At 46.5% G+C, this 25,473-nt stretch carries 28 protein-coding genes and 1 tRNA gene; 15 read left to right on the top strand and 14 right to left on the bottom strand.

Annotated features, from left to right (window positions below; all coding sequences use genetic code 11):
• Positions 1-11: 11 nt before the first annotated feature.
• From J7K79_RS00660 to J7K79_RS00640, 5 genes are read left to right on the top strand one after another with little or no spacing between them, the layout of a single operon-like run.
• Positions 12-1,274 carry a TolC family protein gene (locus J7K79_RS00660; RefSeq protein WP_296904041.1) on the top strand — a complete coding sequence of 421 codons (1,263 nt, stop codon included), beginning with the start codon at positions 12-14 and terminating at the stop codon, positions 1,272-1,274.
• Positions 1,271-2,278, top strand: a complete 1,008-nt coding sequence (locus J7K79_RS00655) for an efflux RND transporter periplasmic adaptor subunit (RefSeq protein WP_296904039.1) — start codon at positions 1,271-1,273, stop codon at positions 2,276-2,278. Before J7K79_RS00660 ends, J7K79_RS00655 begins: the two co-directional genes overlap by 4 nt.
• Positions 2,275-2,979 (top strand): ABC transporter ATP-binding protein, encoded by a 705-nt coding sequence (locus J7K79_RS00650; RefSeq protein ID WP_296904037.1) that lies wholly within the window; start codon positions 2,275-2,277, stop codon positions 2,977-2,979. Before J7K79_RS00655 ends, J7K79_RS00650 begins: the two co-directional genes overlap by 4 nt.
• On the top strand, positions 2,966-4,180 hold the full coding sequence (locus J7K79_RS00645) for an ABC transporter permease (RefSeq protein ID WP_296904035.1): 1,215 nt from the start codon (positions 2,966-2,968) through the stop codon (positions 4,178-4,180). The genes J7K79_RS00650 and J7K79_RS00645 overlap by 14 nt, the downstream gene beginning before the upstream one ends.
• A gap of 42 nt (positions 4,181-4,222) precedes the next feature.
• Positions 4,223-4,846: a LysE family transporter gene (locus J7K79_RS00640; RefSeq protein ID WP_296904032.1), complete on the top strand. Its 624-nt coding sequence runs from the start codon at positions 4,223-4,225 to the stop codon at positions 4,844-4,846.
• On the opposite strand, the gene aroQ is transcribed toward J7K79_RS00640, so the two are convergent.
• The 10 genes from aroQ to J7K79_RS00590 form a co-directional block, all read right to left on the bottom strand.
• Entirely contained in the window at positions 4,805-5,242 is a 438-nt protein-coding gene (gene aroQ / locus J7K79_RS00635; RefSeq protein ID WP_296904029.1) for a type II 3-dehydroquinate dehydratase, read from the bottom strand. The two genes, J7K79_RS00640 and aroQ, sit on opposite strands and share 42 nt — an antisense overlap.
• Complete coding sequence (gene aroB / locus J7K79_RS00630) at positions 5,239-6,717, bottom strand: bifunctional shikimate kinase AroK/3-dehydroquinate synthase AroB (RefSeq protein ID WP_296904026.1); 1,479 nt, start codon at positions 6,715-6,717, stop codon at positions 5,239-5,241. The genes aroQ and aroB overlap by 4 nt, the downstream gene beginning before the upstream one ends.
• Positions 6,665-7,795 carry a chorismate synthase gene (aroC, locus tag J7K79_RS00625; RefSeq protein ID WP_296904023.1) on the bottom strand — a complete coding sequence of 377 codons (1,131 nt, stop codon included), beginning with the start codon at positions 7,793-7,795 and terminating at the stop codon, positions 6,665-6,667. Before aroC ends, aroB begins: the two co-directional genes overlap by 53 nt.
• A complete protein-coding gene (gene aroE, locus J7K79_RS00620; protein WP_296904020.1) occupies positions 7,792-8,553 on the bottom strand; it encodes a shikimate 5-dehydrogenase in 762 nt (253 codons plus the stop codon). Before aroE ends, aroC begins: the two co-directional genes overlap by 4 nt.
• The gene (gene aroA, locus J7K79_RS00615) at positions 8,550-9,815 is read right to left on the bottom strand and encodes a 3-phosphoshikimate 1-carboxyvinyltransferase (RefSeq protein WP_296904017.1); all 1,266 of its coding nucleotides are present in this window, start codon (positions 9,813-9,815) and stop codon (positions 8,550-8,552) included. The genes aroE and aroA overlap by 4 nt, the downstream gene beginning before the upstream one ends.
• The gene (locus J7K79_RS00610; protein ID WP_296904015.1) at positions 9,812-10,573 is read right to left on the bottom strand and encodes a prephenate dehydrogenase; all 762 of its coding nucleotides are present in this window, start codon (positions 10,571-10,573) and stop codon (positions 9,812-9,814) included. Before J7K79_RS00610 ends, aroA begins: the two co-directional genes overlap by 4 nt.
• The gene (gene aroF / locus J7K79_RS00605) at positions 10,570-11,586 is read right to left on the bottom strand and encodes a 3-deoxy-7-phosphoheptulonate synthase (protein WP_296904012.1); all 1,017 of its coding nucleotides are present in this window, start codon (positions 11,584-11,586) and stop codon (positions 10,570-10,572) included. Before aroF ends, J7K79_RS00610 begins: the two co-directional genes overlap by 4 nt.
• A gap of 254 nt (positions 11,587-11,840) precedes the next feature.
• Positions 11,841-13,088 carry an MFS transporter gene (locus J7K79_RS00600; protein ID WP_296904009.1) on the bottom strand — a complete coding sequence of 416 codons (1,248 nt, stop codon included), beginning with the start codon at positions 13,086-13,088 and terminating at the stop codon, positions 11,841-11,843.
• A 196-nt stretch (positions 13,089-13,284) separates the two neighbouring features.
• Entirely contained in the window at positions 13,285-13,782 is a 498-nt protein-coding gene (locus tag J7K79_RS00595; protein ID WP_296904007.1) for a hypothetical protein, read from the bottom strand.
• On the bottom strand, positions 13,775-14,158 hold the full coding sequence (locus tag J7K79_RS00590) for a DUF2089 family protein (protein WP_296904004.1): 384 nt from the start codon (positions 14,156-14,158) through the stop codon (positions 13,775-13,777). Before J7K79_RS00590 ends, J7K79_RS00595 begins: the two co-directional genes overlap by 8 nt.
• A 366-nt stretch (positions 14,159-14,524) precedes the next feature.
• Between J7K79_RS00590 and J7K79_RS00585 the strand changes: the two genes are divergently transcribed.
• Genes J7K79_RS00585 through J7K79_RS00540 form a run of 10 tightly spaced genes read left to right on the top strand, consistent with a single transcriptional unit; the run spans position 14,525 to position 23,037 of the window.
• Positions 14,525-16,225 (top strand): YgiQ family radical SAM protein, encoded by a 1,701-nt coding sequence (locus tag J7K79_RS00585; RefSeq protein ID WP_296904100.1) that lies wholly within the window; start codon positions 14,525-14,527, stop codon positions 16,223-16,225.
• Positions 16,222-17,460, top strand: coding sequence for a DUF3887 domain-containing protein (locus J7K79_RS00580; protein WP_296904002.1), 1,239 nt, complete (start codon positions 16,222-16,224; stop codon positions 17,458-17,460). Before J7K79_RS00585 ends, J7K79_RS00580 begins: the two co-directional genes overlap by 4 nt.
• Positions 17,461-17,497: 37 nt before the next feature.
• A complete protein-coding gene (locus J7K79_RS00575; RefSeq protein WP_296903999.1) occupies positions 17,498-18,637 on the top strand; it encodes a dihydroorotase in 1,140 nt (379 codons plus the stop codon).
• Positions 18,591-19,244, top strand: a complete 654-nt coding sequence (locus tag J7K79_RS00570) for a dihydroorotate dehydrogenase (RefSeq protein WP_296903996.1) — start codon at positions 18,591-18,593, stop codon at positions 19,242-19,244. The genes J7K79_RS00575 and J7K79_RS00570 overlap by 47 nt, the downstream gene beginning before the upstream one ends.
• Positions 19,232-20,044, top strand: a complete 813-nt coding sequence (locus J7K79_RS00565) for a dihydroorotate dehydrogenase (protein WP_296903993.1) — start codon at positions 19,232-19,234, stop codon at positions 20,042-20,044. The genes J7K79_RS00570 and J7K79_RS00565 overlap by 13 nt, the downstream gene beginning before the upstream one ends.
• Positions 20,041-20,646: an orotidine-5'-phosphate decarboxylase gene (gene pyrF, locus J7K79_RS00560; protein WP_296903991.1), complete on the top strand. Its 606-nt coding sequence runs from the start codon at positions 20,041-20,043 to the stop codon at positions 20,644-20,646. The genes J7K79_RS00565 and pyrF overlap by 4 nt, the downstream gene beginning before the upstream one ends.
• Positions 20,643-21,206: an orotate phosphoribosyltransferase gene (gene pyrE, locus J7K79_RS00555; RefSeq protein WP_296903989.1), complete on the top strand. Its 564-nt coding sequence runs from the start codon at positions 20,643-20,645 to the stop codon at positions 21,204-21,206. Before pyrF ends, pyrE begins: the two co-directional genes overlap by 4 nt.
• On the top strand, positions 21,203-22,489 hold the full coding sequence (locus J7K79_RS00550) for an amidohydrolase family protein (protein ID WP_296903986.1): 1,287 nt from the start codon (positions 21,203-21,205) through the stop codon (positions 22,487-22,489). The genes pyrE and J7K79_RS00550 overlap by 4 nt, the downstream gene beginning before the upstream one ends.
• Positions 22,482-22,691 (top strand): hypothetical protein, encoded by a 210-nt coding sequence (locus J7K79_RS00545; RefSeq protein WP_296903984.1) that lies wholly within the window; start codon positions 22,482-22,484, stop codon positions 22,689-22,691. The genes J7K79_RS00550 and J7K79_RS00545 overlap by 8 nt, the downstream gene beginning before the upstream one ends.
• A gap of 25 nt (positions 22,692-22,716) precedes the next feature.
• Positions 22,717-23,037: a hypothetical protein gene (locus tag J7K79_RS00540; RefSeq protein ID WP_296903982.1), complete on the top strand. Its 321-nt coding sequence runs from the start codon at positions 22,717-22,719 to the stop codon at positions 23,035-23,037.
• Here the strand turns inward: J7K79_RS00540 and J7K79_RS00535 are convergent.
• The 4 genes from J7K79_RS00535 to J7K79_RS00520 all read right to left on the bottom strand — a co-directional run.
• Positions 23,025-23,957 carry a site-specific DNA-methyltransferase gene (locus J7K79_RS00535; RefSeq protein WP_296903980.1) on the bottom strand — a complete coding sequence of 311 codons (933 nt, stop codon included), beginning with the start codon at positions 23,955-23,957 and terminating at the stop codon, positions 23,025-23,027. The genes J7K79_RS00540 and J7K79_RS00535 overlap by 13 nt on opposite strands.
• Before the next feature lie 39 nt (positions 23,958-23,996).
• Positions 23,997-24,073, bottom strand: a tRNA-Thr gene (locus J7K79_RS00530).
• Between the two features lie 39 nt (positions 24,074-24,112).
• Positions 24,113-25,099 (bottom strand): phosphoglycerate dehydrogenase, encoded by a 987-nt coding sequence (locus tag J7K79_RS00525; RefSeq protein WP_296903978.1) that lies wholly within the window; start codon positions 25,097-25,099, stop codon positions 24,113-24,115.
• 16 nt (positions 25,100-25,115) lie between these two features.
• A partial coding sequence (locus tag J7K79_RS00520) for a MurR/RpiR family transcriptional regulator (RefSeq protein ID WP_296903976.1) occupies positions 25,116-25,473 on the bottom strand: 358 nt, incomplete at its 5' end.

Below are 25,473 nucleotides of genomic sequence, written 5' to 3'. Positions count from 1 at the left end.
GGTGATAGAAAATGGAGAAATTCTTTCTGGTGTTTCTTTTCATACCCGTTTTCCTCGCAGGGAACGTGTTCGATTTGTTCGAAGAGAATCTGAATAACTCATCGAGTTACTGGTCCAGTGTGGAATCGTTCAAAGAGGCAGAAATTTCTTACAAACGGTACACGAGTTTCTGGAATCCAGAGGTATCTGTTTCACTTGGCGCAAACGGTATCACTATAACAGAAGAAGGAGTTCAGAATTTCTCCGTGCTCCCCACCATCAATTTTGTGAACATCTATGGATTCAAACTTGGACTTTCCTTTCCGATCTCGGTGAATACAAAAGACTGGTCATTCAACTTCAATGACACACAGTTGAGTATCTCAAAGAATCTCAAAGCAGATTACATGGTGAGCAGACTGAAGATGGAGGCAAATTACCTCTCCGCACGGTACTCTATGAGGTCCGTGAAGAACAGTATCTTCATCCAGACAGTTCAGGATGTATTCAACTGGTACTACTACACGAAGGAGATCGAGATTCTTTCACAAAAACTCCAGGTACTGAAAGAAAAACTCACCAAGACAGTGAACGAAGACGAAAAAGAATCTTTGGAAAAACAAATATTCTCTGTTGAACAAACCCTGAGGAACACAGAACTGAAACTCAAAACGATTCAAACAGAGAGCATAAATGAAGAAATCTACAGGGAGACAAAGAATCTTCTTGTGAACATCACCCTTCCAGCCACCATACTGGAATACAGAGAAGACCTGAAAGCGCTGGAAATTCAAAAGAGAGCAGAGGAAATTGAAAAAAGGACGTGGTTTCTGCCATATTTGCCAGATCTGACCTTTTCCTTCAACTACGATTTTGAAGAGAGCAACTGGTCGGTAGGTATCGGGTTTCAGGTTACCCTCTGGGACTTTGGAGAAAGGAAACTGGAGTCAGAGAAGAGAAAATCTCAGATTGCCTCGCTGGAATATCGAGAAAGGATGGAAGAGATAAACGATTCGATAAGCGAATTACTTGTCAACATCGAAAATCTTGAATCCCAGATGAAGCAAAAAGATATTGAGGTGAACGATCTCAGGGAGACTTATGAAACAAACAAACAGTTGTTCAAAAAGGGTTTTTTGAGCGAAGAAGATCTCATCCTTTCAGAACTCGATTACATGGAAGGAAAACTCGCTATGGAAAATTTCGAAAATTCTCTAATTCTGGAAAAATTGAAGTACATAAGCACCCTGGGATACGATCTTGAGAAATTTCTCAAGGAAGGTGATCGAAATTGAAGAAATGGATAGTACTGCTGATCATAGCGGTACTGGTGGTTCTGCTGATCGTTGTGATCTTTCTGAACAAAGCCAGCGCTCAGAGTGTCTCTGAAAAAACAGCTACTTCCACTCAACTTCCTGTCCATCTCACCTACACTGTGACGAGAGAAAACGAAATCGTTGAAATCGTGGGCCGTGTAACAGCCGATACCAGAAGAGTCGTTTCCAAGGTTTCTGGAGATGTTCTGGAACTCTATGTTAAAGAGGGAGATTACGTGCAGGCTGGCCAGAAAATTGCCAAAATAGACGACACGGACTATCAGATCGAGTATCTTTCCGCCTTGAACAACTACAAAACCTCACCTACTGAGATCAACCGTTTGAATCTGGAGAAGGCAAAAAAGAATCTTGAAAACACCACTGTGATTTCTCCAGTGAGTGGTGTGGTTCAGTCGGTTAACGTGTCTGAGGGAGACAGGGTTTCCGTGGGAACAGCCATCGTTGAAATCGTAGAAACGGCTACTCTGAGAGTGGAAGGGGCTATCGACGAATACGATCTAAAAAACGTCAAAGAAGGAATGAAAGCCGTTTTCACCTTTGAACAACTTGGACTCACTCTGACTGGACAAGTGAAGAGGATCAGTCCTGTTGCGGAAACGTCAGGTGGAGTTACAGTGATACCTGTTGAGTTTTCTTTCGATCAGACACCGCCCGAAATTGTAATCCCAGGGCTCACTTGTAACGTGGAGATCATCGTGAAGGAAGCAACCAGTTCTTTCCTCGTTCCCAGAGAAGCAGTCAGGCAGGACCAGAGCGGGTACTACGTAATGAAGCAAACACCTGAGGGACCCCAGAAGGTGTACGTGGAGATCGGAGAAGAAGTGAACGACAGAATAGAGATCAAAAAAGGAATCTCCGAAGGAGATGTCCTCCTTCTCATTCCATCCCAGCAGGAAATTCAAAGACTGAGAACAAGACAGGGACTTCCGATATTCAGTCCCAGAGGAGGACGAACAAGATGAAGAAGGTGATGGAACTCGTCGATGTATGGAAGATCTACGATCTTGGAGAGGTGAAGGTGGAAGCTCTTCGTGGAGTCTCTTTTGAGGTCTTTCAGGGGGAGTACGTGATCATAATAGGACCTTCTGGAAGTGGAAAGTCCACACTCCTTCATATACTGGGATGTCTTGATCGACCTACGAGGGGAAGGGTGCTCATCGAAGGAGAAGATGTGTCGAAGATGAGTGACAGAAAACTTGCCCAGGTCAGAAACAGAAAGATCGGATTCGTCTTTCAAAGTTACAACCTTCTTCCGCGCCTCAACGCTCTGGAGAACGTGGAACTTCCTATGATATACGCAGGCGTGCCAGCGAAAGAAAGAAGGAAAAGGGCAAAAGAACTGCTGGAACTTGTCGGGCTTGGCGATCGACTCTACCACCGTCCCAACCAGCTCTCAGGTGGTCAGCAACAGAGGGTAGCGATAGCAAGGGCTCTGGCGAACGATCCCGTTTTCATCCTCGCGGACGAGCCAACAGGAAACCTTGATACGAAGACAGGAGAAGAGATTCTGGAACTCTTCAAAAAACTTCACGAGATGGGAAAGACCCTGGTCGTTGTTACCCACAACCTCGAGATGGTGAATGAAGGCACGTGCATCGTGAGAATAAGGGACGGAAAGATAGAGGATGTAGAACACCGAGGTGTTGTGTATGGAGATACTTAAAGAGGTCCTGAGATCTCTGTTTGCCAACAAGATGAGGACGTTCCTCTCCATGCTTGGCATTGTGATCGGAGTGGCCGCTGTCATCATGGTGATGTCACTCGGTGCTGGTATGAGGGAGAGTGTGACCGAAAGACTCACCTCCCTTGGATCGAACATCATCATGGTCACACCCGGGTTTGTTGGAGGAAGAGGAGGCACGATAGCCCAGTCCGTAGAATCCCTCAACGAAGAAGACGTGTCAGATATTCTGAACATGTGTCCCAGTGTTGAGAAAGCCATCGGTCTTGTGAACGGAAACTTCCTTGTCCAGTACGGAAAAACGAACTCAAGGGCAAACGTCTACGCCGCACCTTACGAGATATTCCAGATACTGAATCTGAAGGTCTCCTTCGGTAGAACTTTCACACAGGAAGACGGCACAGCAAACGTAGCCATCATTGGTCAAGAGGTAGCGTACAACCTCTTCGAAAATGAGAACCCTGTGGGGAGGAAGATATACCTCGCCCAGGGAAACAGAAAACTCGTCTTCGAAATCATTGGTGTCTTCGAAAGAACGGGTAGCATTCTCATGTTCAATCCGGACAACATGATCCTCATCCCCTACGAAACGGGAAAGTTCAGAGTTTTCCAGACTCACGGAAAGATCTCGATGATCCTTGCGACGAGTAAATCACCGGATGTTGCTCAAAGGGCCGTCATGGAAATAGACCACTTGCTTTACACCAAGTTCCACGAAGAGGAGAGTTACTACAACATCATCAGTCAGCAGGCTATTCTGAACGTGATGTCCGAGAGTATCTCCATTATCAACCTCGTTCTTGTTGCCATCGCCGCCGTATCACTGGTCGTCGGGGGCATAGGCATCATGAACATCATGCTGGTGTCTGTTGTTGAAAGAACCAGAGAAATAGGTATAAAGATGGCGATAGGTGCTTCGAGACTCAGAATCCTCCTTGAATTTCTCGTGGAAAGTGTCGCGATTACGTTCGTTGCCGGTGTTATAGGAGTCGCCCTGGGAATACTGGGTTCGAATACGATCGTTAGTGCCTTCGGAAGTTCTTATGGGTTGAAGGCCGTCGTGGATCCCCTCTCCGTAATCATTGCTTTCGGCGTCTCCGCAAGTGTCGGGTTGTTCTTTGGGTTCTATCCTGCGTACAGAGCCTCCAGATTGAGTCCAATAGAAGCTTTGAGATACGAGTGATTCGTGGTAAAATTCTTCAAAATTCTCGAGAGGAAAAAAAGTATGCTTTCCATATTCTTTGGAAGTTTTCTCGTTGGACTTTCCGGTGCGATGGCACCGGGTCCTTTAATGGCCATCGCTATCTCCAGAAGCACAAAAGATTGGAAAGCGCCCCTGAAATTGATAACAGGCCATGTTCTTCTGGAAGCACTCCTGGTTCTGTTACTGCTGGTTGGTGTTCAGACGATTCCTCCTTTCCTCATGAAGGTGATTTCACTGATAGGAGGAGCCTTTCTTGTGTACATGGGAATCTCCCAGCTTTATGAGGTAAAAGACCTATCCTTGAGCGCTAATACCGGAAACTCCAAACTTTCACTCCCTGTTCAAGGGGCACTCGTTTCTCTTTCAAATCCCTATTTTCTTCTCTGGTGGTTTTCGGTTGGGAGTGCTTTTCTTTTCCGGGCAAGAGAACAACTTTTCCTCGGTGTTCTTCTGTTCTATTTGGGTCATATACTTTCGGACATAACCTGGTACACCCTTCTAGGTGTTGTTGGACAGCTTTTCACGAAACCTTCATGGAAAGGTGTGTACAGGATCGTTCTCGTATCAACATCTATGATCCTGATAGGATTTGGTGTTTACTTTTTAATCGGTGCTTTCAGAGGAGACTTTTTTCACGTACTCTAGTGCGAGTATGTACCCATAAACCCCAAGGCCGCTGATCTGACCGTCACAGACCTCTGCCGTAACACTCTTTCTTCTGAACTCTTCCCTTCTGTGTATGTTCGATATGTGAACCTCAACCTTCGGCACTCTCACGATCTCGAGGGCATCCCTTATGGCGTAGCTGTAGTGCGTGAACGCGCCGGGGTTTATGACTAAGCCGTCGAAGTCGAGTCTGTGCAACCTGTCCACGATCTCTCCCTCGTGATTGGACTGGAAGACCTCCACCTCCACGTTGTTTTCTCTCGACCAATCCTCTATCATCTTCACCAGCTCATCGTACGCGAAACTTCCATATACACTCTTGTCTCTCTTTCCTAACATGTTCAGATTCGGTCCGTTCACAACGAGCAGCTTCAATCTACCACCTCCAGAAGTTCGAGGGGATCCACTTCCAGAAACTCCACCTTTCCGATCTCTCTCACGTAAGGAAGTCGCACCCTGGACCCTTTCAGGATTTTTTTGTCGTTCAGAATCAGATTTCTAGCCTTCTCTCTGTCGATGGCCGGAACCGGGATCGGTACGATCTGCTTTATTCTCTCAACGATCCACTTCAAGGTCTCCTTTGGAACTATCCCCTTTCTGTACAGGTACATCGTCTCTTTCTCGAGCCCCCAGGCCACTGCTATACCGTGGGGGACCTCTTCCAGCATCTCGTAGACATGCCCCAGTGTGTGACCCAGGTTCAGAGCATGTCTCAACACTTTATCGTAGGGATCTTCCACCACTATCTTTGCCTTCTCTTCCACGGATATCTTCACCATCTCACTGAGAACTCTGAGACTTCTCTTTTCTATCTTCTCCGGATCATCGAAGAGGTCCAATCCCTTTCCGGAGAGGAGGGTCATCTTGAAGGCTTCTACCACACCCTCTTCAAACCTACCTTCGTCCATGGAGAGTGCTACGACAGGATCTATGATCACATAATCAGGCATTCTGAAAGTTCCGATGATGTTCTTCACTCCTGCAAAATCGATGGCGTTCTTTCCCCCAACGGAGGCATCAACCTGAGCGAGAAGGGTAGTTGGGTAGAAGGAGAGTCCCACACCCCTCTTGAAAGTGCTGGCCACAAAGCCGGTAAAATCTGTGAGGGCTCCTCCCCCGACACCGACAATGACTTTGTCCCTTGGAAAGTCCATCTTCACAAGTTCGTAGTAAGCTCTTGTAACGTGTTCTAGACTCTTCACGGCTTCTCCATCTGGAAAGAGCAACCTCCTTTCTGGAAGGTACCTTCCGTAAATCTTTTCAACTCTCTCTGTAGTGAAGACCAGTTCTTCATCCCTAACTCTTTTGAAGCCTCCAAGGACGATCTCCACACGATGGGGTTTTTCTATCACCAACACTTCCTTTCCATCGAGTGCTTCCAGAACGACGAGTGCTGTCGTTTCCCACTCATTCAGCCTGGAAGTATCGATTCTTCTGAACTCCGCGTAAAAATGCTTTCTTCCTTCCCAAATCTCGTATATTTTCTCTTTACCCTCCTTGAGGAGGGGTCTGTTCTCTTCCGTAACTCTCTCGATCAACACTTCGGGAGGAGCATAGAGGAAAAGTGTCTTTTCTTTCTTCAAAAGTTCTCTGCTTTCCGGATCAAGAACCACTCCTCCACCCGTTGACACCACGATATTGTCTTTTTGAACGAGCTCTTTCAAAAGGGCCTTTTCTCTCAGTCTGAAGTATTCTTCTCCATCTTCTTCGAAGATTCGGTTGATGCTTCTCTTTTCCCTTCTTTCTATCTCAGCGTCCATGTCCACGAACTCAAGATCGAGTACGTCCGCTACTTTTTTACCTATCGTGCTCTTTCCAGAACCCATCATCCCAACGAGGAAGATCCTCATTCTCGAACCTCCTTTTCAGGTCGTTGATGTTTCCCTCACCCAGGTGATCGAGCAAAACGTCTGAGAGCACTACAGCGAGAGCCGCTTCACATACAACGGAAGCGGGAGGCACAGCAGTCACATCCGATCTCACGTACGGTGTTTTTTCGGGCTTCATCGCTCGCAGATCAACGGAATCCAGAGGTTTCCCCGTAGTGGGAATGGGCTTCACGTAGACGTTCACCCAGATATCTTCACCGTTAGAAATCCCACCTTCTATTCCACCCAAGTTGTTCGTCTTTCTTCGAATCTTCCCATCCAGGATCTCGAACTCGTCCAGGTAGTCAAACCCATACCACATCTCTTCATTTCCCACCACTACACCCTTAACAGCAGGAATGGTGAAAAAGAGTGAACCTATCTTCGAATCGAGTTTTTTGAACAGGTCCGAATAACTCCCGATACCTGCGGGAATCCCTTTTGCAACGACCCTCACCTTGCCACCGAGAGTGTTCCCCTCTCTTTTTGCCCTGTCGATCTCGACGATCATTTCCTTCGTTGCCACAGGATCTGGACAGAAAACCTCAGACTCGTTCCTCTTTCTCTTCAGTTCCTCGAAATCGTTCGGGATGTCCTTTGCCTCCACACCTCCGAGTCTAGTGACGAATCCGAGTACTTCGATACCGAACTCTCTGAGAAGACTCTTCAAAAGAGCCCCCGCCGCTGTGAGTGCCACCGTCCACCTCGCACTGGATCGCTCCACGTAGACGTTCAGGTCTGGAAGTTTGTATTTCACCCATGCAGCGTAATCGATATGCCCAGGTCTTGGAACACTTCGAACATCCTTCACAGGGTTCCCTGCCCTGTTAGGAACGAGGATCGTCACCGGAGCACCCGTTGTGACACCTTTCCACAATCCTGAAACTATTTCGAACGCATCTTCCTCTATTTTCATCCTCTCCCCTCTACCGTAACAGTTTCTTCTCCTGAAAAGATCGTTCCTTATGAGATCTTCATCGATTCTTACCCCAGCAGGGATACCCTCCAGAATCGCAACCATGCACTTTCCGTGGGAATCCCCTGCTATTGTGATCTTCATCTCAGAACCTCCTCGAACACTTCTTTGAAAACCTTCTCGTTGTATATTCCCCATACTTTCAGATTCTCCATCGCCTGATAGTAGAACATGAGATCTCCCTTTATGACATGTTTCACACCAAGTTCCTTCGCTTTCACAACGAGCGGGGTGTCGAAATAGATCACATCGTAAACGAGATACAGGTTTTTCAGTGAAGTGTCGGAAACAGGCAGTCTCTCGCCCTTCATACCAACGGAAGTGGAGTTGAAGAAACTCTTTGCTTTTCTCACCATTTCATCGAGACGATCAAGTGAAAAAGTTTTTACAGGAAACTCCAGATTTTCGGCCCTCTCGAGCGTTCTGTTTGTCACCCAGATGTCCTCAACCCCCAGCTGAAGGAGGGCGTAGATTACTGCCCGTGCCGCTCCACCCGCTCCCACAACGATGACGGGTTCCTTTACCTCCGTTCCTTCTAAAGACTTCACCACTCCCAACCAATCTGTGTTGTATCCTTTCCCACAGAAAACACAGTTGACTGCTTTTATTCTCCTTGCATTCTCGTCGGGATCTACATAATCCATAACTCTCTCTTTGTGTGGAATGGTGACGTTAAAACCATCGTACTCCTTCAACACCCTTTTTATCTCGGTATCGAAATCCCTTGGCAATATCTCCTCCATAACGTACAGGTGATTCATTCCTGCCCTCCTGAAGTACTCGTTGTACAGCCGCGGGGATATGCTGTGTTTCACCGGATATCCGATGATGCAAAACCTCATACCATCATCACCCTTTCAAGAAGCTCATAGAAATTTGGAAGCGAAACAGCCACACACTCGTGGTTCTTCACATCAATACCTTCCTCACTCACAAGGCCCGCTATTGAAAAGAGCATCGCCATTCTGTGGTCACCCTCCGGGTCCACTACCCCACCCTTTATTCTCTGTTTTCCAGAGACTTTGAAGCCATCTCTGAATTCCTCTACCTCTACACCGATTCTTCTGAAGTTCTCCACCAGCACCTTTATCCTGTCCGACTCCTTTTTCCTCAGTTCTTCCGCACCTCTGACGACAGTTTCTCCTTTGGCAAAAACACCAAGAAGTGCAACAAGCGGAAGTTCATCTATCATGAGTGGTATCATGTCTTTCGGTACGATGATCCCTTTCATGTTTGGAGAAGTTTCCACTCTCACAACTCCGATCGGTTCGAGATTTTCTTCTGTGATCTCCCACTCCACGTTCGCACCCATGAGTTTCATGACTTCGAGAAGACCAGTTCGAGTGGGATTCAGTCCCACTTCCGTTATTGTTATACGGGCGTTGGGATGAATCGCACCGAGAACGATGAAAAAAGCTGCCGAAGAAATATCTCCTGGTATTCTCATCTTGAAACCCTTGAAGGAAGATGGCTCGAGAACCACTCGCGTTCCTTCCTCTTCAACAGGAACTCCCAGGTTCTTGAGCATTCTTTCTGTGTGATCCCTGCTTTTTGCCGGCTCGATGACGATCGTTCTTCCACTCGCTCTGAGTCCAGCCAAAAGAATGGCGCTCTTCACCTGAGCGCTTGCCACCGGGGTTTTGTAACTGATACCTGAAAGGTGATTGCCTTTTATGGCCATAGGAAGGAAGTTGTTCTGCCTCGCCATGAAGCGCGCTCCCATCATCTCCAGAGGTTCCATCACCCTTCTCATCGGTCTTCTGGAAAGAGAGGGATCTCCATAGAGAATCGTGAACATCTCATGTGAGGCAAGCACACCACTCATCAATCTTGTGGTAGTTCCGGAGTTTCCACAGAAGAGGGGATCGATTGGCTCAACAAACGGCCGAGGAACTACTTTCATCTTTTCCCAATCTCCTTCGAACACCGTACCAAGAGTTTTGAGAATATCGTATGTTCTCTCCGTGTCAAGGCACCTTAGAAGGTTGTAGAGAGTGCTTTCGGTCTCCGCGAGAGCTGAAAGAATGAATGCCCTGTGGGTTATGGACTTGTCCGGAGGAACATCCAGTGTTCCGGAGACTTTCTTCGCAGGAAGTATCTTCACGCTATCACTTCCCTTATGGCTTTCTCTAAGCCTTCAAAGTCTTCCGTCTCTATAAAGATATAGAGGGTGTTCAGGAAACTTTTTGCGTTCTCAAGGTATCTGAGGATGTTTTCTTTATTATATCTGATCATATCCAGTGCCATTTCCATGTTTTGTTTTGAGAGCCTCGTGTTCGACTGATAACCGGGCCCTGCGTACCCTTCGAAGGGTTTCCCCACGAATCGAGCACTCAGGGAGATCAGGTATTGCACGTGGCTTACAGCGGCGACGATCTCGTCGTGTCTTCTGTAATCTACCCAAACGGGATTGGCCCCAAGATCCTTCACAATGTCTTCAACGATATCGTCTTTTTTTCCATCGAGAGAGCAGAGAAAGAAGATCCTTCTTTCGAACATCCTAGGATCCCAACCTGCTTTTCCCCTCCTTTCGTTTCCTGCCATGGGATGTCCACCGATGAAGTTCAACTTTCTCTCTCTTGCTATCTCCACAAAGGGTGTCTTTACGCTCGCCACGTCCAAGATCTTTCCTTCGAAATTTGTTTCCCTCAGAAAACGTTCCTCTACATTCATAGGAAGAGCAAGAATCAGAAGATCCGCGTCGTAGAGATTCTCACGATCGTCGACAACTTCTATTCCTTCTTTTTTCAAAGAGGCCAAAACCTCTTCGTTGTGATCGAAGGTTTTGATGTGATGTTTTTCTTTCAAAGCCAAAGCCATGGATCCCCCTATACATCCTGCACCCAGTATGGATACAGTCAATTTACCTTCACCCCCAGAGCTTCTGCGAGCTTTTTCATTTCTTGAACAAGTTCTTCAAAGAGCTTGAAATCAAGACTTTGCTTTCCATCCGAAAGCGCTTTTTCAGGTTCCGGATGAACTTCCACCATGACTCCGTGAGCTCCAACGGCTATGGCCGCTCGGGAAAGCGGGATGACGAGGTCTCTTCTTCCACCCGAGTGACTTGGATCAACGAGAACAGGAAGGTGTGATTCTTTCCTGATAATCGGAACAGCGGAGATGTCCAGCGTATTCCTCGTTGCCTTCTCAAAGGTTCTGATTCCTCTCTCACACAGTATGATCTTCGTGTTTCCGGAGTTTGCGATGTACTCTGCAGAAAGCAAAAATTCTTCGATAGTGTTCATGAAACCTCTTTTCAAAAGAACTGGTTTGTCGTAGCTTCCTGCCTTCGACAGGAGTCTGAAGTTCTGAGCGTTCCTTGCACCGATCTGGATGATATCGGCGTATTCCGCCACTTTCGGAAGTTCTTCTTCGCCAAGAGCTTCCGTCACAACGTACATACCGTATCTGTCTGCAGCCTCTCTCAAATATTCCAGCCCTTTCTCGCCCAGTCCCTGGAAGGAGTAAGGTGAGGTACGCGGTTTGTAAGCTCCTCCTCTTAAAACCTTCACCCCAAACCCGCTGAGAAAATGGGCGGTTTCCATGAGCATCTCTCTGTCTTCCACCGCACAGGGTCCTGCTATGATGGTGAAGTATCCGTTTCCTATCTTCACGTTCCCGAGGTCTATCACCGTGTCTTCTGGATGGAATTCACGCGAGACGAGTTTGTAGGGCTTGAGCACCCTCACAACACTTTCTACACAGTCCAGAGATTCGAACTTGTCTGCCACCACATACCTGTCGTCACCGATGATGCCGATCACCGTACGCTCCTGGCCTTTGGAAATGTGACACCTCAAGTTGTAACTCTCCGCCAACTTCACCACCTTCTTTATGTCTTCCTCCGTAGAACCGGGTCTCAGAACCACTATCATAGACCTATCACCTCCCGAAGTTTTAATAATAAAAAAAGGGCTCCGCTGCCCGGAGCCCTTTGGTGTTCTTTATCGCTCCGGGCAGATACCGAAAAAGGCACCTGCCCGGAGCGGTTGCACTCACGGACAGGTGCCCCTGTTAAACCAAAAGTAATAATAATCGCACTCAACAAATTCGATGCATATCATTCTCTTGCTTTGCATAACTTTTCACCTCTATTTGGTTACTATTCTAGCAAAGTATCTTGAAAAAATCAAGTGGGAAGTTCTTTCCCTTCCAGGACCACCAGAAGCAACACAGCGATCAAAAGAGAAAGCACTCCAACCCCGTAGTACAAAAAGTGCACAGGCGTTTTGTCTACCAGATAACCGTATAAAACAGAACCAAGTGGTATCATGCCGTTGCTGACGAGGATCAAAAACGAAAAGGCCCTCGCTCTCACATGTGAAGGAGTCATTTTCTGAAACGCTGTGTCCAGTGGCACATTGATCAAGGGATTCAAGAACCCCATTATCAAGAACGTGACAAAGAACGCTGCAAAGAGGATCTTTCTTTCCAGGTTTGAGGAAACACCTGGCATCACCAGAATTCCCAGGAACACGATGGGGATCTCGAAGAGAAAAATGGAGATTTTCATAGCCTTCCACATATTTCTCTTGGAAAGGTAAGACACTATCAGAAAATTCCCGATGAGCGCTCCCGTGGTGAAAGAAGTCTCGAGGAAGCCAAACTCCTGAGCAGAGAACTTCATTACTTCTCTGATCGTGTAAGGGTAGACGACCATGAAAAGTGGTGAGATGAGAAAGTTCAAAAACAGAGCAAAAATTAAAATGGTTCGAATGAGGGTGTGTTGCCAGACGAAAAGGAAGCCTTCCTTCAGATCTTCGAATATCTGTGAAAAATGGGCAGATTTCTTCTCAACTCTTCGCTTGTAAACTATGAAGATCTCGCTGATGGCAGAAAGAACAAAAGAGATTCCGTTTACCAGAAATACAATTGCTATGCCATAGAAACCGTAGATCACCCCTCCAAGAGCAGGGCCCAGAATTTGTGGAAAGATCCTCACCATACCCATGATGGAGTTCGCCTTCATCAAAAAATCAGCCGGGACGATGTCCGGAAACATCGCACCGGTTGGTATCTCAAAGAGATTGTCCATGATCGCCATAGCAACTTGAGAGAGGTAGAGAACGGAAAGTGTGACGGAATCCCTAGCAGCAAGGAGTGCGAGAAAACAGATCAAAAATCCCCTCAGAAAATCCATCGAAACCATGAGAAACTTCCTGTTTCCACGATCACCGATAACTCCCGCGATGGGCATAAGGAATATCCTTGGAATCATGTAAGCAATGCTCATGGTGGCAACCGCCGTTCCGGAATGCGTTAAATCCAGAACAAAAAGGGGAATCGCAACCGCCTGAATGGAACTTCCAAGAATGGATACAAACCTCCCGAGGGCAAGAAGAACGAAGTTCCTCTTCCAGAAAGCAAGATCGTTCATTAGGTTCCCTCCTTATCGACTCCGGAAGCTTTCGGGTATCATTGCGCTGGATGTCTCGGTGATGCTTAGCTCCTGTACAACAGGGGTAGATGGTACTATTTCTGTAGCGGAAAAAAGCAGCACGTACAGCCATATCAGCGAAAACAATCCTGCCACCAGAATTGCTGAAACCATCAGGTATACCTTCATGGAGTGATCACCCCTCTCTTTCGCTATTTTTCTTCTTGGAGGAAACGGAGATGTTGCTGATGAAAGTAGAGAACATTTTCAACATACCGCTGACAAAGAAGTTCGATATTCTAGCAACATCTCCTCCCACTGAGGGTTTCCTACCGGACTCTTTTGCACCGATGAGTGCAAGATCTCCTTTCACTTTTCCTCCGTCGAACTCGATCTTTCCACTGATTACAGCAAGATCTCCTTCCACTTCCCCGGAAAAGAACGTCTCACAGTTGATGAGAACAAGATCTCCCTTCACTTTTCCCTTTACGATCACTTTCTTCTTGGAGAGAACAAGGTCCCCCTCCACCGCTTCATCTTCCTCCAGGACGAAATTCTTTTCCGAAAGGTCCTTCTCCCACTCTTTTCCTTCCTTTTCCTTCTCTTGCAAGGCCTTTAACAGCAACTCTCCTTCTTCCGGGCTGATCTCACCTCTTGCCACAGCCTCCAGGATTTTCCTGATTTCTTCAGACATCGTTTTCCCCTCCTTTTTTCTTCTTCCTAAGAAGTTCCAGCGCTTCCTCAACACTGATCTTTCCCTCCTTCACCTGTTTGAAGAGATCTTCTTCCGAGACCTCTTCTTTCACCTCACCAAGTGGTTGCAGCTTCATCTTTTCCAGAATTCTCTCCAGTCTTCCTCTCAAAGCGAAGTAACCCTGCCCTGTGTAACGCTCTATCTCCTTAAGATTTCCCCTAGCCCTGAAGAACAAAATGACGAACTCGAGCTCTTCTCTATCGAGAAAGTCAAATGGACTCGTTTTGAAGCGACCTTTCACCGTGACGTTATCTCTATCACAATGTAGTTCTGTCACCATCATCTCTCTTCCACACACAGGACACTTAGGTAGCATATTTTGTCACCTCCCGCAAAATATTTTAATATATACCCAAATATTTTGTCAAGCATCCAAAAAAATATTTTCACGCCACGATCCTTTTGTTCTTCGGCCAAACCAGGACCTTTTACAAACAATTAGTATTACCTCATTAAATCCTTAAACCCTCAGTGGTATACTTATACATGGGAGATGAGAATTATTCTCAAAAAAGAGGTAAGGAAGATGATCACGTTGATACTGGTGGATGTGCTGATAACTATTCACAACGAAAAAATAGGGCAGACAAAGAAGAAGTAAGCGTTGCTCCCATGCACCCTGTTTTTTTAATCAAGTCCCAACAGGAGACCCTTTCGTTTTAAAATACATAGGGTGATCATGATGTTTCTTCCTACAACTCGCGAAGAGATAGAAAAACTGGGCTGGAAGGAACTCGACATAATCCTTGTCACGGGCGATGCTTACGTGGACCACCCTTCTTTTGGTGTTTCCCTCATCGGTCATTACCTCGTTTCCCACGGTTTCAGAGTAGGAATAATCGCCCAGCCCGACTGGAGATCGGGAAAGGACATCACGCGCCTTGGAAAACCTCGCCTTTTTTTTGGTGTCACCGCTGGGAATGTCGATTCGATGGTGGCGAATTACACAGCCTCCAAGAAAAAGAGAAAGACAGACGAGTACACACCGGGTGGAATCTTCGGAAAAAGACCAGACAGGGCAACAATAGTCTACACCAACCTGATAAAAAGGTTTTTCCCGGGAGTACCTGTTGTTCTCGGTGGAATAGAGGCGAGTCTTAGAAGATTTGCACACTACAACTGGTGGAGCGATAGGGTGAGAAAGTCCATTCTCGTTGATTCAAAGGCAGATCTGCTTGTTTACGGAATGGGAGAAAAAGCCGTCCTGGAAATTGCAAAGACTCTTGCTGAAACGGAGGATCTGGAAAGGTGCAAGCACATTCGCGGTGCTGTCTGGTGGTCGTCAAAACCGCCCTCTACGGGGATAGAACTTCCCTCCTTCGACGAAATCACCGAAGATCCGAAAAAGTACGCAGAAGCGGTCAAACTCCAGACCTGGTACACAGATTTTCACAGAAACGTCTCGATTTATCAGAGGCAGGACACAAGGTACGTTAGTCAAAACCCACCCCAACGACCTCTTTCCCAAAAAGAGCTGGACCAGATCTACCTTCTTCCCTTTGAGAGAGAGATTCATCCGTTTTACGCGAAAATGGGAAAGGTGAAGGCGATAGAGACTGTAAAGTTCTCGATCACAGCCGTAAGGGGGTGTTTTGGAAGTTGTTCTTTCTGTGCCCTCACACAACACCAGACCACACACGTTTCCTATCGAAGCAAGGAGTCTATACTGGAAGAAGTGAAAATTCTCACCAGAAGAAAAGACTTCAAAGGTACCATTACAGATGTCGGCGGGCCGACAGCGAACTTCTACGGTTCCAGATGCACCGTCAGAGAAACCAGAGGACAGTGCCAGAAATTTTGCCTGTATCCCAGTGTCTGCAAAGTCGTTCGGCCGAACCACAGCGAGTTCATCTCCCTTCTCGAGTCAATCAAGAAATTGCCCCGCGTGAAGAACGTCTTCGTCTCTTCTGGCATCAGGCACGATTTCGTTTTCGCCGAGAATGATCCGGATATCTTCATCAGAGAACTTGTGAAATACACCCCTGGCCAGCTGAAACTTGCCCCGGAACATGCCCATCCAAAAGTACTTTCACTGATGAGAAAGCCCCCGGTGGAGTTGTTTTTGGAGTTCAAAAGAAGGTTCGAATCGATCGCAAGGAAGATGGGAAAGAAAAAGTACGTGATCGGCTACTTCATAGTGGGCCATCCCGGTGAGGGCTGGAAAGAGAACAACTACCTGAGGAAGTTCATCCTGAAACACCTCGGATACTTCCCACAGCAAATTCAGATCTTCACACCCACCCCTGGAACGGTGAGCACCGCCATGTACTACTCCGGAATAGATCCGTTCACGGGTGAGAGGGTATACGTTGAAAGATCCCTGAAAGTGAGAAACAAAATGAAGGAGAATGTCTTATTCAAGAAAAGGAGGGAAGAAAAATGAGACTCATCGTTTTCTTTCTGATTCTTCCCGGTGTGATGATATTCGGTGCACTCGATCAGGAAGCGTTTCTCTTCGTTCAGAAACTCATCAGCGAAGATTTTGGAACCGCTCTGGCTATGTGTACAGACCAGGTGAGGGCGCAGCTTAACGTCCAGAGTCTTTCAAACATCTGGAATTCTCTGAAAACTCAGTTTGGCAGTTTTAAAGAGATCACCGGTTATGAAAAAGCCATTCATGGCGAATACGAAATCTACAACTTCACTTTGAGATTCGAAAGAGGAGAAATCTCAGCACTGGTTACCATGAACAGAGAAGGAAAAGTTGCGGGCCTGTTCTTCACACAGGCCACAGGATCGAAGTACGAACCTCCCGATTATGTAGACCTGGAGGGCTTTGAAGAAAAAGACATCTCTGTGAACGGTCTTCCTGGAAAGATCACTATCCCGAAGAGCAAAGGGCCTTTCCCCGCCGTTGCCCTCGTTCACGGATCTGGCCCCAACGACATGGATGAAACAATAGGTCCCAACAAGATCTTCAAAGACATCGCGTACGGACTGTCCTCAAACGGCATCATCGTCCTTAGATACCACAAAAGAACGCTTGTAGAGAAGATGAATCCTGCTTCCCTGACCGTCGAAGAAGAGGTTATAAAAGACGCTGTAAAGGCGGTGAATATACTGAAACAAAGGAAAGACGTTTCTGAAGTCTATGTTCTGGGCCACAGTCTCGGTGCCATGCTTGCACCAGAAATCGCAGAGAGATCAAAGGCAGATGGAGTGATCATGATATCACCCCCCGCTCGACCACTTGAAGAACTCATGGAGGATCAGCTGAAATACCTTCAGTCTCTGGGGCTTGCCAAGAATGTGGGAGAAACTCTGAAGATTCTGGAAAAACTCAAAAGAAAGGAAATCCCACCGAATAAGATCGTTCTTGGGACATCCGCCCGATACTTCTACGACCTGAAAGAAAGACAACCCGTTTTGACAGCAAAAAAACTCACTGTTCCCATGCTACTGATCTTCGGTGGAAGAGATTATCAGGTGAGCGAAAAAGATCAAAAAATCTGGTCGAGAGAACTTTCAGGCAAAGAAAACGTGAAGATCCTCGTCTTCGAAGATCTCAACCACCTCATGATGGTAGGAGAGGGAAGATCAACACCAGTAGAATACATGAAGAAAGGGCACGTTGACAAACGAGTAATAGATGCGATCATCGAATGGATGGTAAAATAGATGAAAAAGAGATGAAAAAGAAATCGGAGGGAATAAAGTGAGGGTCTACGACCCGTTCGAGAGAAAATGGATGGAGGAGGAGATAAAAACACCTTTTCCTTCAAAAGGGCTGATAGCCACATCGCCTTTCATTGATCTCCATACCCACATTCGTCTCAACGGTGGAGAAGATTATAATTCTCTAGAAGAAGCCTCCCTTATGGGAGGCTTTTATAAAGTGGTTATACAGCCCAACACCAGGCCACCTATAGACAGCGAAGAAATCTTAAAGGAACACCTGAATCTTTCCAGAAGCAGAAGGATAGAGTTTCTCTTCACTGTGTCTCCCTTCGGCTCGATCGAAGCATGCGGTGAAAGGGTTGTTGGTTTTTCAACTGATGGAATAAAGTACGACTACCCCATGCTCGTTGAGACGATGAAGAAAAAGAAAAAGGCTCTCTGGTTCGACCACAGCCAGATGTACGAGATAGGCGGTATTTTCTACGAAGGAGCGGGCTTCGATCTGCCAAAACGTCCTCGTTCAAACGAAGCGGTGGCGATCGCAAGAACGGTCTTTACAGGTATCGAGTACGGTTTTGAGAAGTTTCACATTCAACATGTGACAACCAGGTATTCGGTGGAAACACTTACTTTCCTGAAGAAACTTGCAAAGGTCAGCTGCGAAGTGACACCTCATCATCTGTTTTTCTGCTACGAAGACATCAGAAATACCAACTTCAAGATCAACCCACCACTTGGATCACCCGAGGACAGAAAAGCCCTCATCAAAGCGGTGAGAGAGGGTGTGATCGATGTGCTCGCAACAGACCACGCCCCCCATCCTGAAAAACCAGATGACTTTCTCTCCGCACCCTACGGATCGACTTCCATAGAGATCGCTTTTTCTGTATACTACACCGTTCTTGAAGACCTTGAGATGGTGGTAGAAAAGATGACGAAAAGGCCCCTTGAAATTTTGGGAATGAAAGGAGAGCTCACTAAAGAAGACCTTGTCTTCATAGATCCCAATGTGCAGTTTGTGGTGGTTGCAAAGAAATTCAAAAGCAAGGGAAAGAACACGATGTTCGACGGTGTTAAATTGAGGGGAAAAGTCGTTGCGTTGAAACTCAAGGGAAGATGGGTGATGATAAATGGAGAGGTTTTGCCTGACCAAGAAGAAAACGATCAGAGTGAATGAAAACACCTGGATCGTTTTCTTTGAAGAACAACTCGATTTTTCACCGGGGCAGTTCATAATGCTGGAGACTCCCAAACTCGTCAGAAAGCCTTTCGTCCTTGGTTACTGGGAAGAGAATCTTGCCGTTTCCATTCAGGTAAAGGGAAAAGGAACAAAGTGGATCGTAGAGGAAGCAAAAAAGATAAAAGGCCATGGTCCTCTTGGAAATGGCTTTAGGAGAGATGGAAAGGGGCTTCTCATCATTTCTCCCACCTGTCTCACGATGGCCAGGGCGTTCGAAAAGAAAATGAACGTGGACATTCTCGTTGGAAGTAAAAGTCCTGTTCTTTTCCCTCTCGGGTATGAAACGGTCGTTGGAGACGAGAACTTCCTGAAAAAGCTTTCTGATCTTCCCGAATACGACTGGTACCTCGTCTCCGGATCCAGGGGAATGGAGGAGGTGTGCTGGGAACACCTGAAAGGAGAGGAAGTCTATTTCTCACTCGAGGAATACATGGGATGCGGAATAGGTGCGTGCAAGTCGTGTGCCGTTTTCACAAAAAACGGTGTGAAACACGTCTGCGCGGATGGTCCCATATTCAGAGGTGATGAACTGTGCTGGAGCTAAAACCACCCCTTGTTCTTCTCTCTGGTCCTGCTGGCTTTGGTGAGTACTTGAAGCTCATAGATCATCGGTACGTTGGAGGGATCATTCTGAAAACGGTCACACTCAACCCCAAAGAAGGAAATTCGACACCCAGAATGGCAGACGGAGATTTCTACGTGATAAACAGGATCGGACTGGAAAATCCAGGGATACACGAGTTTGTTGAGAACGTACCCGAACTTCCCGTTCCCATGATAGCAAGCCTTGGGGGAGACTCGTTCGAAGAGTACCTGGAAGTGGCCCGTACGTTCAAAAAGGTGTCGGATAAATTCTGCGCGGTGGAATTCAACTTTTCCTGCCCGAACGTGAAAGAGGGAGGGCTCTCCATTATCAAGGACAGGAAACGCTGGAAGACTCTTATTGTGGAAATCAGAAAAATACTGCCAGACAGCTTTCTCATAGCAAAGATAGGAATAGAGGGAATCTTCGTGGAAGAGGCTGCCGAGATAGTGGTAGACACAGGATGGAACGGGATTACGCTTGTGAACACGGTGAGGGGACTGCACTTTGAAAAAGGAAGCATGATACTAGGGGGACTCTCTGGTCCTCTGTTGAAACCCATCGCCCTCAGGGCAGTGTACGAGGTGAAGAGAAGGTTTCCGAAGCTTCTTGTGATCGCAAGTGGTGGTGTGTATTCTATGAAAGATGCGAAAGAGTTTCTGAACGTGGGCGCGGACGTGATAGGGGTGGGAAGCGCCCTCTTCAAAGATCCCGGTATCGTTGAAGAAATCGGGAAATATCTGATGGAGGTGAAAGGATGATTCCCGTTTTAAGTCTCGACATGGAGGACCCCATCAGGTTCATCGAAGAAAACGGCAGTTTCGATGTGGTGAAGGTGGGACACAACCTTGCCGTCTATGGGAAGAGGATCTTCGACGAGCTCGCAAAAAGAAACTTGAAAGTCATCCTCGACCTGAAGTTCTGCGACATACCCTCGACGGTGGAGCGTTCCATAAAAAGCTGGGATCATCCCGCTATCATCGGTTTCACCGTTCACTCCTGCGCGGGATACGAGAGTGTGAAAAGGGCCCTCGAAACAACGAGCAAACATGTGTTCGTTGTGGTGAAGCTAACATCCATGGAAGGAGCTCTGGAAGATTATCTTGACAAAATAGAAAGACTGAACGAAATGGGATGTGATTTTGTCCTGCCAGGTCTCTGGGCGAAGGTTTTGAGGGAGAAAATCAAAGGTAAGATCCTCGTTCCCGGAATCAGAATGGAAGTGAAGGCGGACGATCAAAAGGACGTGGTGAGTCTGGAGGAGATGAAAGGAATAGCCGACTTTGCCGTTCTCGGGAGAGAGATCTATCTCTGCAAAGATCCAAAAGAAAAGATCGAAAAGATAAAGGGGATGGTAATGTGATAGAGGAGATACTGGAAAAAACAGGTGCTCTTCTCGAGGGGCACTTCATCCTTTCTTCTGGAAAACACTCCTCCAGATATGTTCAATGCGCCCGTCTTTTCGAGTTCCCGGAGTACGGGGACATCGTCGGGGAAAAACTCGCGGAGCTCCTGAAAAAGTACGACGTGGAAACGGTGGCTGGTCCTGCGATGGGCGGAGTGATTCTCTCTTACGTTGTTGCAAGGTACCTGAAAGCAAGATCGTTATTCGCAGAAAGAGAAAACGGCGTGATGAAACTCAGAAGAGGATTTTCCGTGAGGAGTGGAGAAAGAGTGGCTGTGGTGGAGGATGTGGTAACAACAGGTGGATCTGTGAAAGAGGTGATAGAACTCCTGAAAAGCTCTGGAGCAGACGTGGTGTGTGTGGGATCGATAATCGATCGCTCCGGTGGTAAGGTGGATTTCGGTGTACCGTTTGAGAGCCTTCTCAGATTAGAACTTCCGGTTTACGAACCCGAAGAGTGTCCTCTTTGTAAACGGGGAATACCCGCTGAAAAACCAGGGAGCAGGGGATTGAAATGATTGTAAAAAACGCCCTGGTGTGGAACGGGAGGAAATTTTCCCATAAGGATATCTTCGTAGAGGGCGGTGTTTTTTCCGAAAAAGCGGAAGGCTCTGTCTTAGATGCAAGAGGATACTTTCTCGTTCCAGGATTCGTCGACTCACACACCCACGTTGTAGGAACAGGCTTTTCCAGGTTCAGCGTTCTCTTTAGCAGCTGGGACGAATTCCTCGAAAAAGACCTGGAAGGTGATCTGATTGTTGGAAGAGGCTGGTCTGAAGAACCTGATGAGAGTGTTCTCAGAAGACTGGATGAGATGGAAAAACCAGTTTTTCTCATCAGACGCTGTGGGCACAAAGCCTTGATCAACAAAAAAGCGATGGAGGTTTTGAACGTGAAAGAAAGGTACCTTGTGGAGAATCTGGAAAAGATCTACAAGTACGTGTTCAAAAAGAACATATCGAAGTTTTACAAAGCAGGTGAGGAGGAGTTTCTCAAACACGGTGTGACTTTCGTTCAAAGCGACGATCTGTACGGTGTGGGTGTAGAGGAACTTCTTGAAGTGCTTAAAGGTTCCAGAATAAGACTTTTGGAAAAATTGAAACCGAAAGATCTGAAACCAGAATTCTTTGGAGACCTCAATTCGAAGGTTCATGTAAAGGGTGTTAAAGTCTTCATGGATGGTTCTCTGGGTGCCAGAACTGCTCTCATCTCAGGAGAATACGACGACGGAACTCAGGGAATCTCTCTTCTCACTCAAGAAAAACTCGAAGAGCTTGCTGAATTCTGCGACAGGTATGCTCTTGTTCTCAACGTCCACGCAATAGGAGATGAAGCAGTAAGCTTAGCTCTGGATGTCCTGGAAAGACATCCTGGTCACAGGATCGTACACGCCCAATTTGTGAAAGAAGAAGACCTAAAAAGAGCCAGAAACATATTCTTTTCTGTTCAACCCCATTTCTACTTCGAGGATCAACCCCTCCTGAAGAGTGTGACAGTGAACGCACTTTTGTATCCCTTCAGGAAGATGTTCGAAATGGGAATTTCTATTTCTTTTTCGTCTGACTCTCCCGTCTCTCCGTGTGATCCAAAGTACATAGCCGAACACGCCCTGAAGATGGGCTTCTCCAGAGAAGAGACTTTCTACCTACTGACAGAGGCGGGGGCAAAGCAGGTGGGAATAAAGGCAGGAAAGATAGAAAAGGGTTTCAAGGCGGACTTCTGTCTGTACGAGAGAAATCCGCTTCTCTTCGAAGACGATCCCGTGGCTGTGTTCGTGGAGGGTGAGGAGGTGTATGTCTGATCCTCTGATAAAAGTTTTCAAAAGAAATATCGATAAAACAAAAATTCTGGGAGAAGTTTGGGATATTTTGTACTTTGAAGGAAATGCTCCAGATGTTGGAAAAAGACGTGAAAACTTCGTTGTTGAAATGCTTGAAAGGGAATTCCCGAACAATATACTATCGGTTAAACAGGCACCCAGTACTGAAAAAGAAGAGGTTTAAATTTAAAGCAGATCTCCTTTATATTGTGAAAGATGAGCACAAGGTTAAAATATGCGTTATTAATTCAAAAGCACTTAGTTCCATACAAAAGGAAATAGAAAAGTATCCTTCAAAATTAGAAGAGCACTGGTGGATACCTAAAACCAACACAAATCCTCGAGGATTCGGTCTTAAAAAGAAAACCGTAAAAAAGCTTGTTGAGGAATCTAAAAATAGTGGAAATTATCTAGAGATTGACTACAAACCGTTCACAGAAGAAGAAAAAGCTAGAGCAAAAAAAGAATACTTTGAAAACTGGTATGAATTGATAAAAGCAATTGCTAAAAAATATCATTATCGCCGATGATCAATTGTAAAAAGAGACGGCCGGTTGATCACTTCCCTGACCCTTTCTTCGCCCTTTTTCGCGTACTCTGGATTTATCTCTACTCCGATGAAATGTCTTCCTGTTTTTGCAGCCGCCACGCACGTTGTCCCAACACCCGCAAAGGGATCGAGGACAACGTCCCCTTTGAAGGTGTAGAGTTGAATACACCTGTAAGGGAGCTCTTCTGGAAAGGGAGCAGGGTGTCTCACCTTTTTTGCTGATTCGGGTGGAAAACGCCATATGCTCCTTGTGAATTCGAGAAATTCCTCCTTCGTTATGGTGGAAGCTGCCTCGTGCTCTTTTGGTTTTTCCCTTTTGAAACTTCCCTTGCTAAGCACGATGATGTACTCATGCTGATCTCTGAGAACAGGGTTTACTGGAGACATCCAGCTCCCCCAGGCAGTCGAAGAACCACTCACCGCTTCCCCTTTATCCCAGATGATCTCACCGCGAATAAGAAAACCTATTCGTTCGAACAGTTCCATGAGGTACGCATGAAGCGGAATGTACGGCTTTCTTCCAAGGTTTGCCACGTTAAAGCAAACCCTTCCACCCCATACAAGAACTCTATAGACTTCTCTCATCACATCTTCAATGAAATTGAGGTACTCTTTGAGTGTGAGATCTTCATCGTATTCTTTTCCAACGTTATAAGGAGGCGAGGTGATCATCAAGTGGATGGAGCGGTCAGGTATTTTTTTCAAAACTTCTCTTGCATCTCCAACAACTATTCTGTCCAGAAAATCTTCAGAAAGAGGGTTTTCAACAAGATCTTCTTTGGAAGGTTTTGGAGGGGAAAATTCGGAATACAATGCCCTGTTGTAAAAAGGAGAAGAGTCATGACTCTCTCTTCCTTTCACACCGAAGGAACTTGTTCGCGTCCCTTTCCTTTCGTTCACATTACCATCTCCTGAAAGGTGGAAACTAAAAACAAAAAATGGAGCAGGCGGTGGGACTCGAACCCACACCCTCCGCCTTACCAAGGCGGCGCTCCACCGCTTGAAGCTACGCCTGCTCGTTGCTAGGGTTATTTTAACATATTGTCGCTTGTGATTCAAGATGTTTCCTGGTATCCTTTATGTTTCAAAAGGTTCACCACTTCCTCATTTACCACATATTTCGGTATTTTCCCGTTGAAGAAATCCACCACCGCCTGGGCGGCCATCATGTTCATCCTGTAAATAGCTTCCTTTGTGTGAGCTCCTATGTGTGCCGTGGTGATGAGATTTGGGCACTCAAACAAAGGCGAATCGGGACTTGGGGGCTCTTCAGAGAAAACGTCGAGCGCAGCTCCGGCTATCATTCCTTCTCTCAAAGCCTTTATAAGTGCTTCTTCATCTATTAAGCCACCTCGAGAAGTGTTGATCAAAAAGGCTGTTTTTTTCATGAGAGAAATCTCTCTTTCTCCTATTATGTTTCTTGTACTCTCATTCAGCGGAACGTGCAAAGAGACAAAGTCGCTTTCTTTTAAAAGATCGTCCAGCTCATCCACAGGGGTTGCCCCAAACACTCTTATAGTGTCTTTACTCACGTAAGGATCATAAACCAAAACATTCATACCAAGGCAGATGGACCTTCTGACAACTTCCCTACCTATAGCTCCAAATCCGATCACACCAAACGTCTTCCCAGTAACTTCCTGGCCCACTGTTCCTTCCCATCTCTTTTCATGAAACAGCCTGTTGTGGGACCATATCAAGCCCCTGCTCAGAGCGAAAACGAAAGCGATGGTGAGTTCTGCGACAGAAAGCGAATTTGCTCCAGCTGTGATGGTGACAGGTATTCCTTTTCTTGTAGCAGCCTCTAGGTCTATGTTATCCACTCCAACCCCGTGCTTTGCGATGATCTTGAGTTTTGACCTTTCGATCATCTCTGCGGTCACATGGTGTGTTCCAACGATCAGTGCATCTACTCCTTCAAGATCAGAAAGGTTGAATCTATCGATTCTCACAATTTCAAATCCTTCTTTTTTGAGAAACTCTATCGGATCATCTGAATACTTACCGAAGGTTCTCGTGGCGATCAACACTCTTTTATACATGATTCTCCCTCCACGTTCAGTATTTAAGCTCTGAGACAGCCAACCTGCTTTTGTTGAGGTTTTCTACGGCTCTTGGGTCTCTTGCCGCAAGGAGCGTGTAGATCGTATCGAGGATGACGAGTTGTACGATTCTCGAAGTCATGGCGTCTGTCCTTATCTTTGTTTCTTTCGTATTCGTTACAAGAACAACGTCCGAGTACTTCGCAAGAGTGGATTTCCTGTTTCCCGTTATTGTAACAACTGGTACTCTCTTTTCTCTGGCCTTCTTGGCGAAGTTCACCATCGATATTGTTTCTCCAGTGTGTGAGATAGCAACCAGAAGATCTTCAGAAGACGCAGTCGCGAGTATGGTAGCGATGATGTGATCGTCGTTG

The sequence above is a fragment of the Thermotoga sp. genome, assembly GCF_021162145.1.
Lineage (GTDB): Bacteria > Thermotogota > Thermotogae > Thermotogales > Thermotogaceae > Thermotoga.
Note: the sequence above shows the minus strand (reverse complement) of the source record. Positions and strands in the feature narration are given on the sequence as shown.

Excerpts from the sequence above, each read along its gene's own strand:
- J7K79_RS00660 (WP_296904041.1), top strand. The coding sequence starts at position 12 with ATGGAGAAATTCTTTCTGGTGTTTCTTTTCATACCCGTTTTCCTCGCA.
- J7K79_RS00650 (WP_296904037.1), top strand. The coding sequence starts at position 2,275 with ATGAAGAAGGTGATGGAACTCGTCGATGTATGGAAGATCTACGATCTT.
- J7K79_RS00645 (WP_296904035.1), top strand. The coding sequence starts at position 2,966 with ATGGAGATACTTAAAGAGGTCCTGAGATCTCTGTTTGCCAACAAGATG.
- J7K79_RS00640 (WP_296904032.1), top strand. The coding sequence starts at position 4,223 with ATGCTTTCCATATTCTTTGGAAGTTTTCTCGTTGGACTTTCCGGTGCG.
- aroB (WP_296904026.1), bottom strand. The coding sequence starts at position 6,717 with ATGAGGATCTTCCTCGTTGGGATGATGGGTTCTGGAAAGAGCACGATA.
- aroC (WP_296904023.1), bottom strand. The coding sequence starts at position 7,795 with ATGAAGATCACAATAGCAGGGGATTCCCACGGAAAGTGCATGGTTGCG.
- aroE (WP_296904020.1), bottom strand. The coding sequence starts at position 8,553 with ATGAGGTTTTGCATCATCGGATATCCGGTGAAACACAGCATATCCCCG.
- aroF (WP_296904012.1), bottom strand. The coding sequence starts at position 11,586 with ATGATAGTGGTTCTGAGACCCGGTTCTACGGAGGAAGACATAAAGAAG.
- J7K79_RS00600 (WP_296904009.1), bottom strand. The coding sequence starts at position 13,088 with ATGAACGATCTTGCTTTCTGGAAGAGGAACTTCGTTCTTCTTGCCCTC.
- J7K79_RS00595 (WP_296904007.1), bottom strand. The coding sequence starts at position 13,782 with ATGTCTGAAGAAATCAGGAAAATCCTGGAGGCTGTGGCAAGAGGTGAG.
- J7K79_RS00590 (WP_296904004.1), bottom strand. The coding sequence starts at position 14,158 with ATGCTACCTAAGTGTCCTGTGTGTGGAAGAGAGATGATGGTGACAGAA.
- J7K79_RS00585 (WP_296904100.1), top strand. The coding sequence starts at position 14,525 with ATGTTTCTTCCTACAACTCGCGAAGAGATAGAAAAACTGGGCTGGAAG.
- J7K79_RS00580 (WP_296904002.1), top strand. The coding sequence starts at position 16,222 with ATGAGACTCATCGTTTTCTTTCTGATTCTTCCCGGTGTGATGATATTC.
- J7K79_RS00570 (WP_296903996.1), top strand. The coding sequence starts at position 18,591 with ATGGAGAGGTTTTGCCTGACCAAGAAGAAAACGATCAGAGTGAATGAA.
- pyrF (WP_296903991.1), top strand. The coding sequence starts at position 20,041 with ATGATTCCCGTTTTAAGTCTCGACATGGAGGACCCCATCAGGTTCATC.
- J7K79_RS00550 (WP_296903986.1), top strand. The coding sequence starts at position 21,203 with ATGATTGTAAAAAACGCCCTGGTGTGGAACGGGAGGAAATTTTCCCAT.
- J7K79_RS00545 (WP_296903984.1), top strand. The coding sequence starts at position 22,482 with ATGTCTGATCCTCTGATAAAAGTTTTCAAAAGAAATATCGATAAAACA.
- J7K79_RS00525 (WP_296903978.1), bottom strand. The coding sequence starts at position 25,099 with ATGTATAAAAGAGTGTTGATCGCCACGAGAACCTTCGGTAAGTATTCA.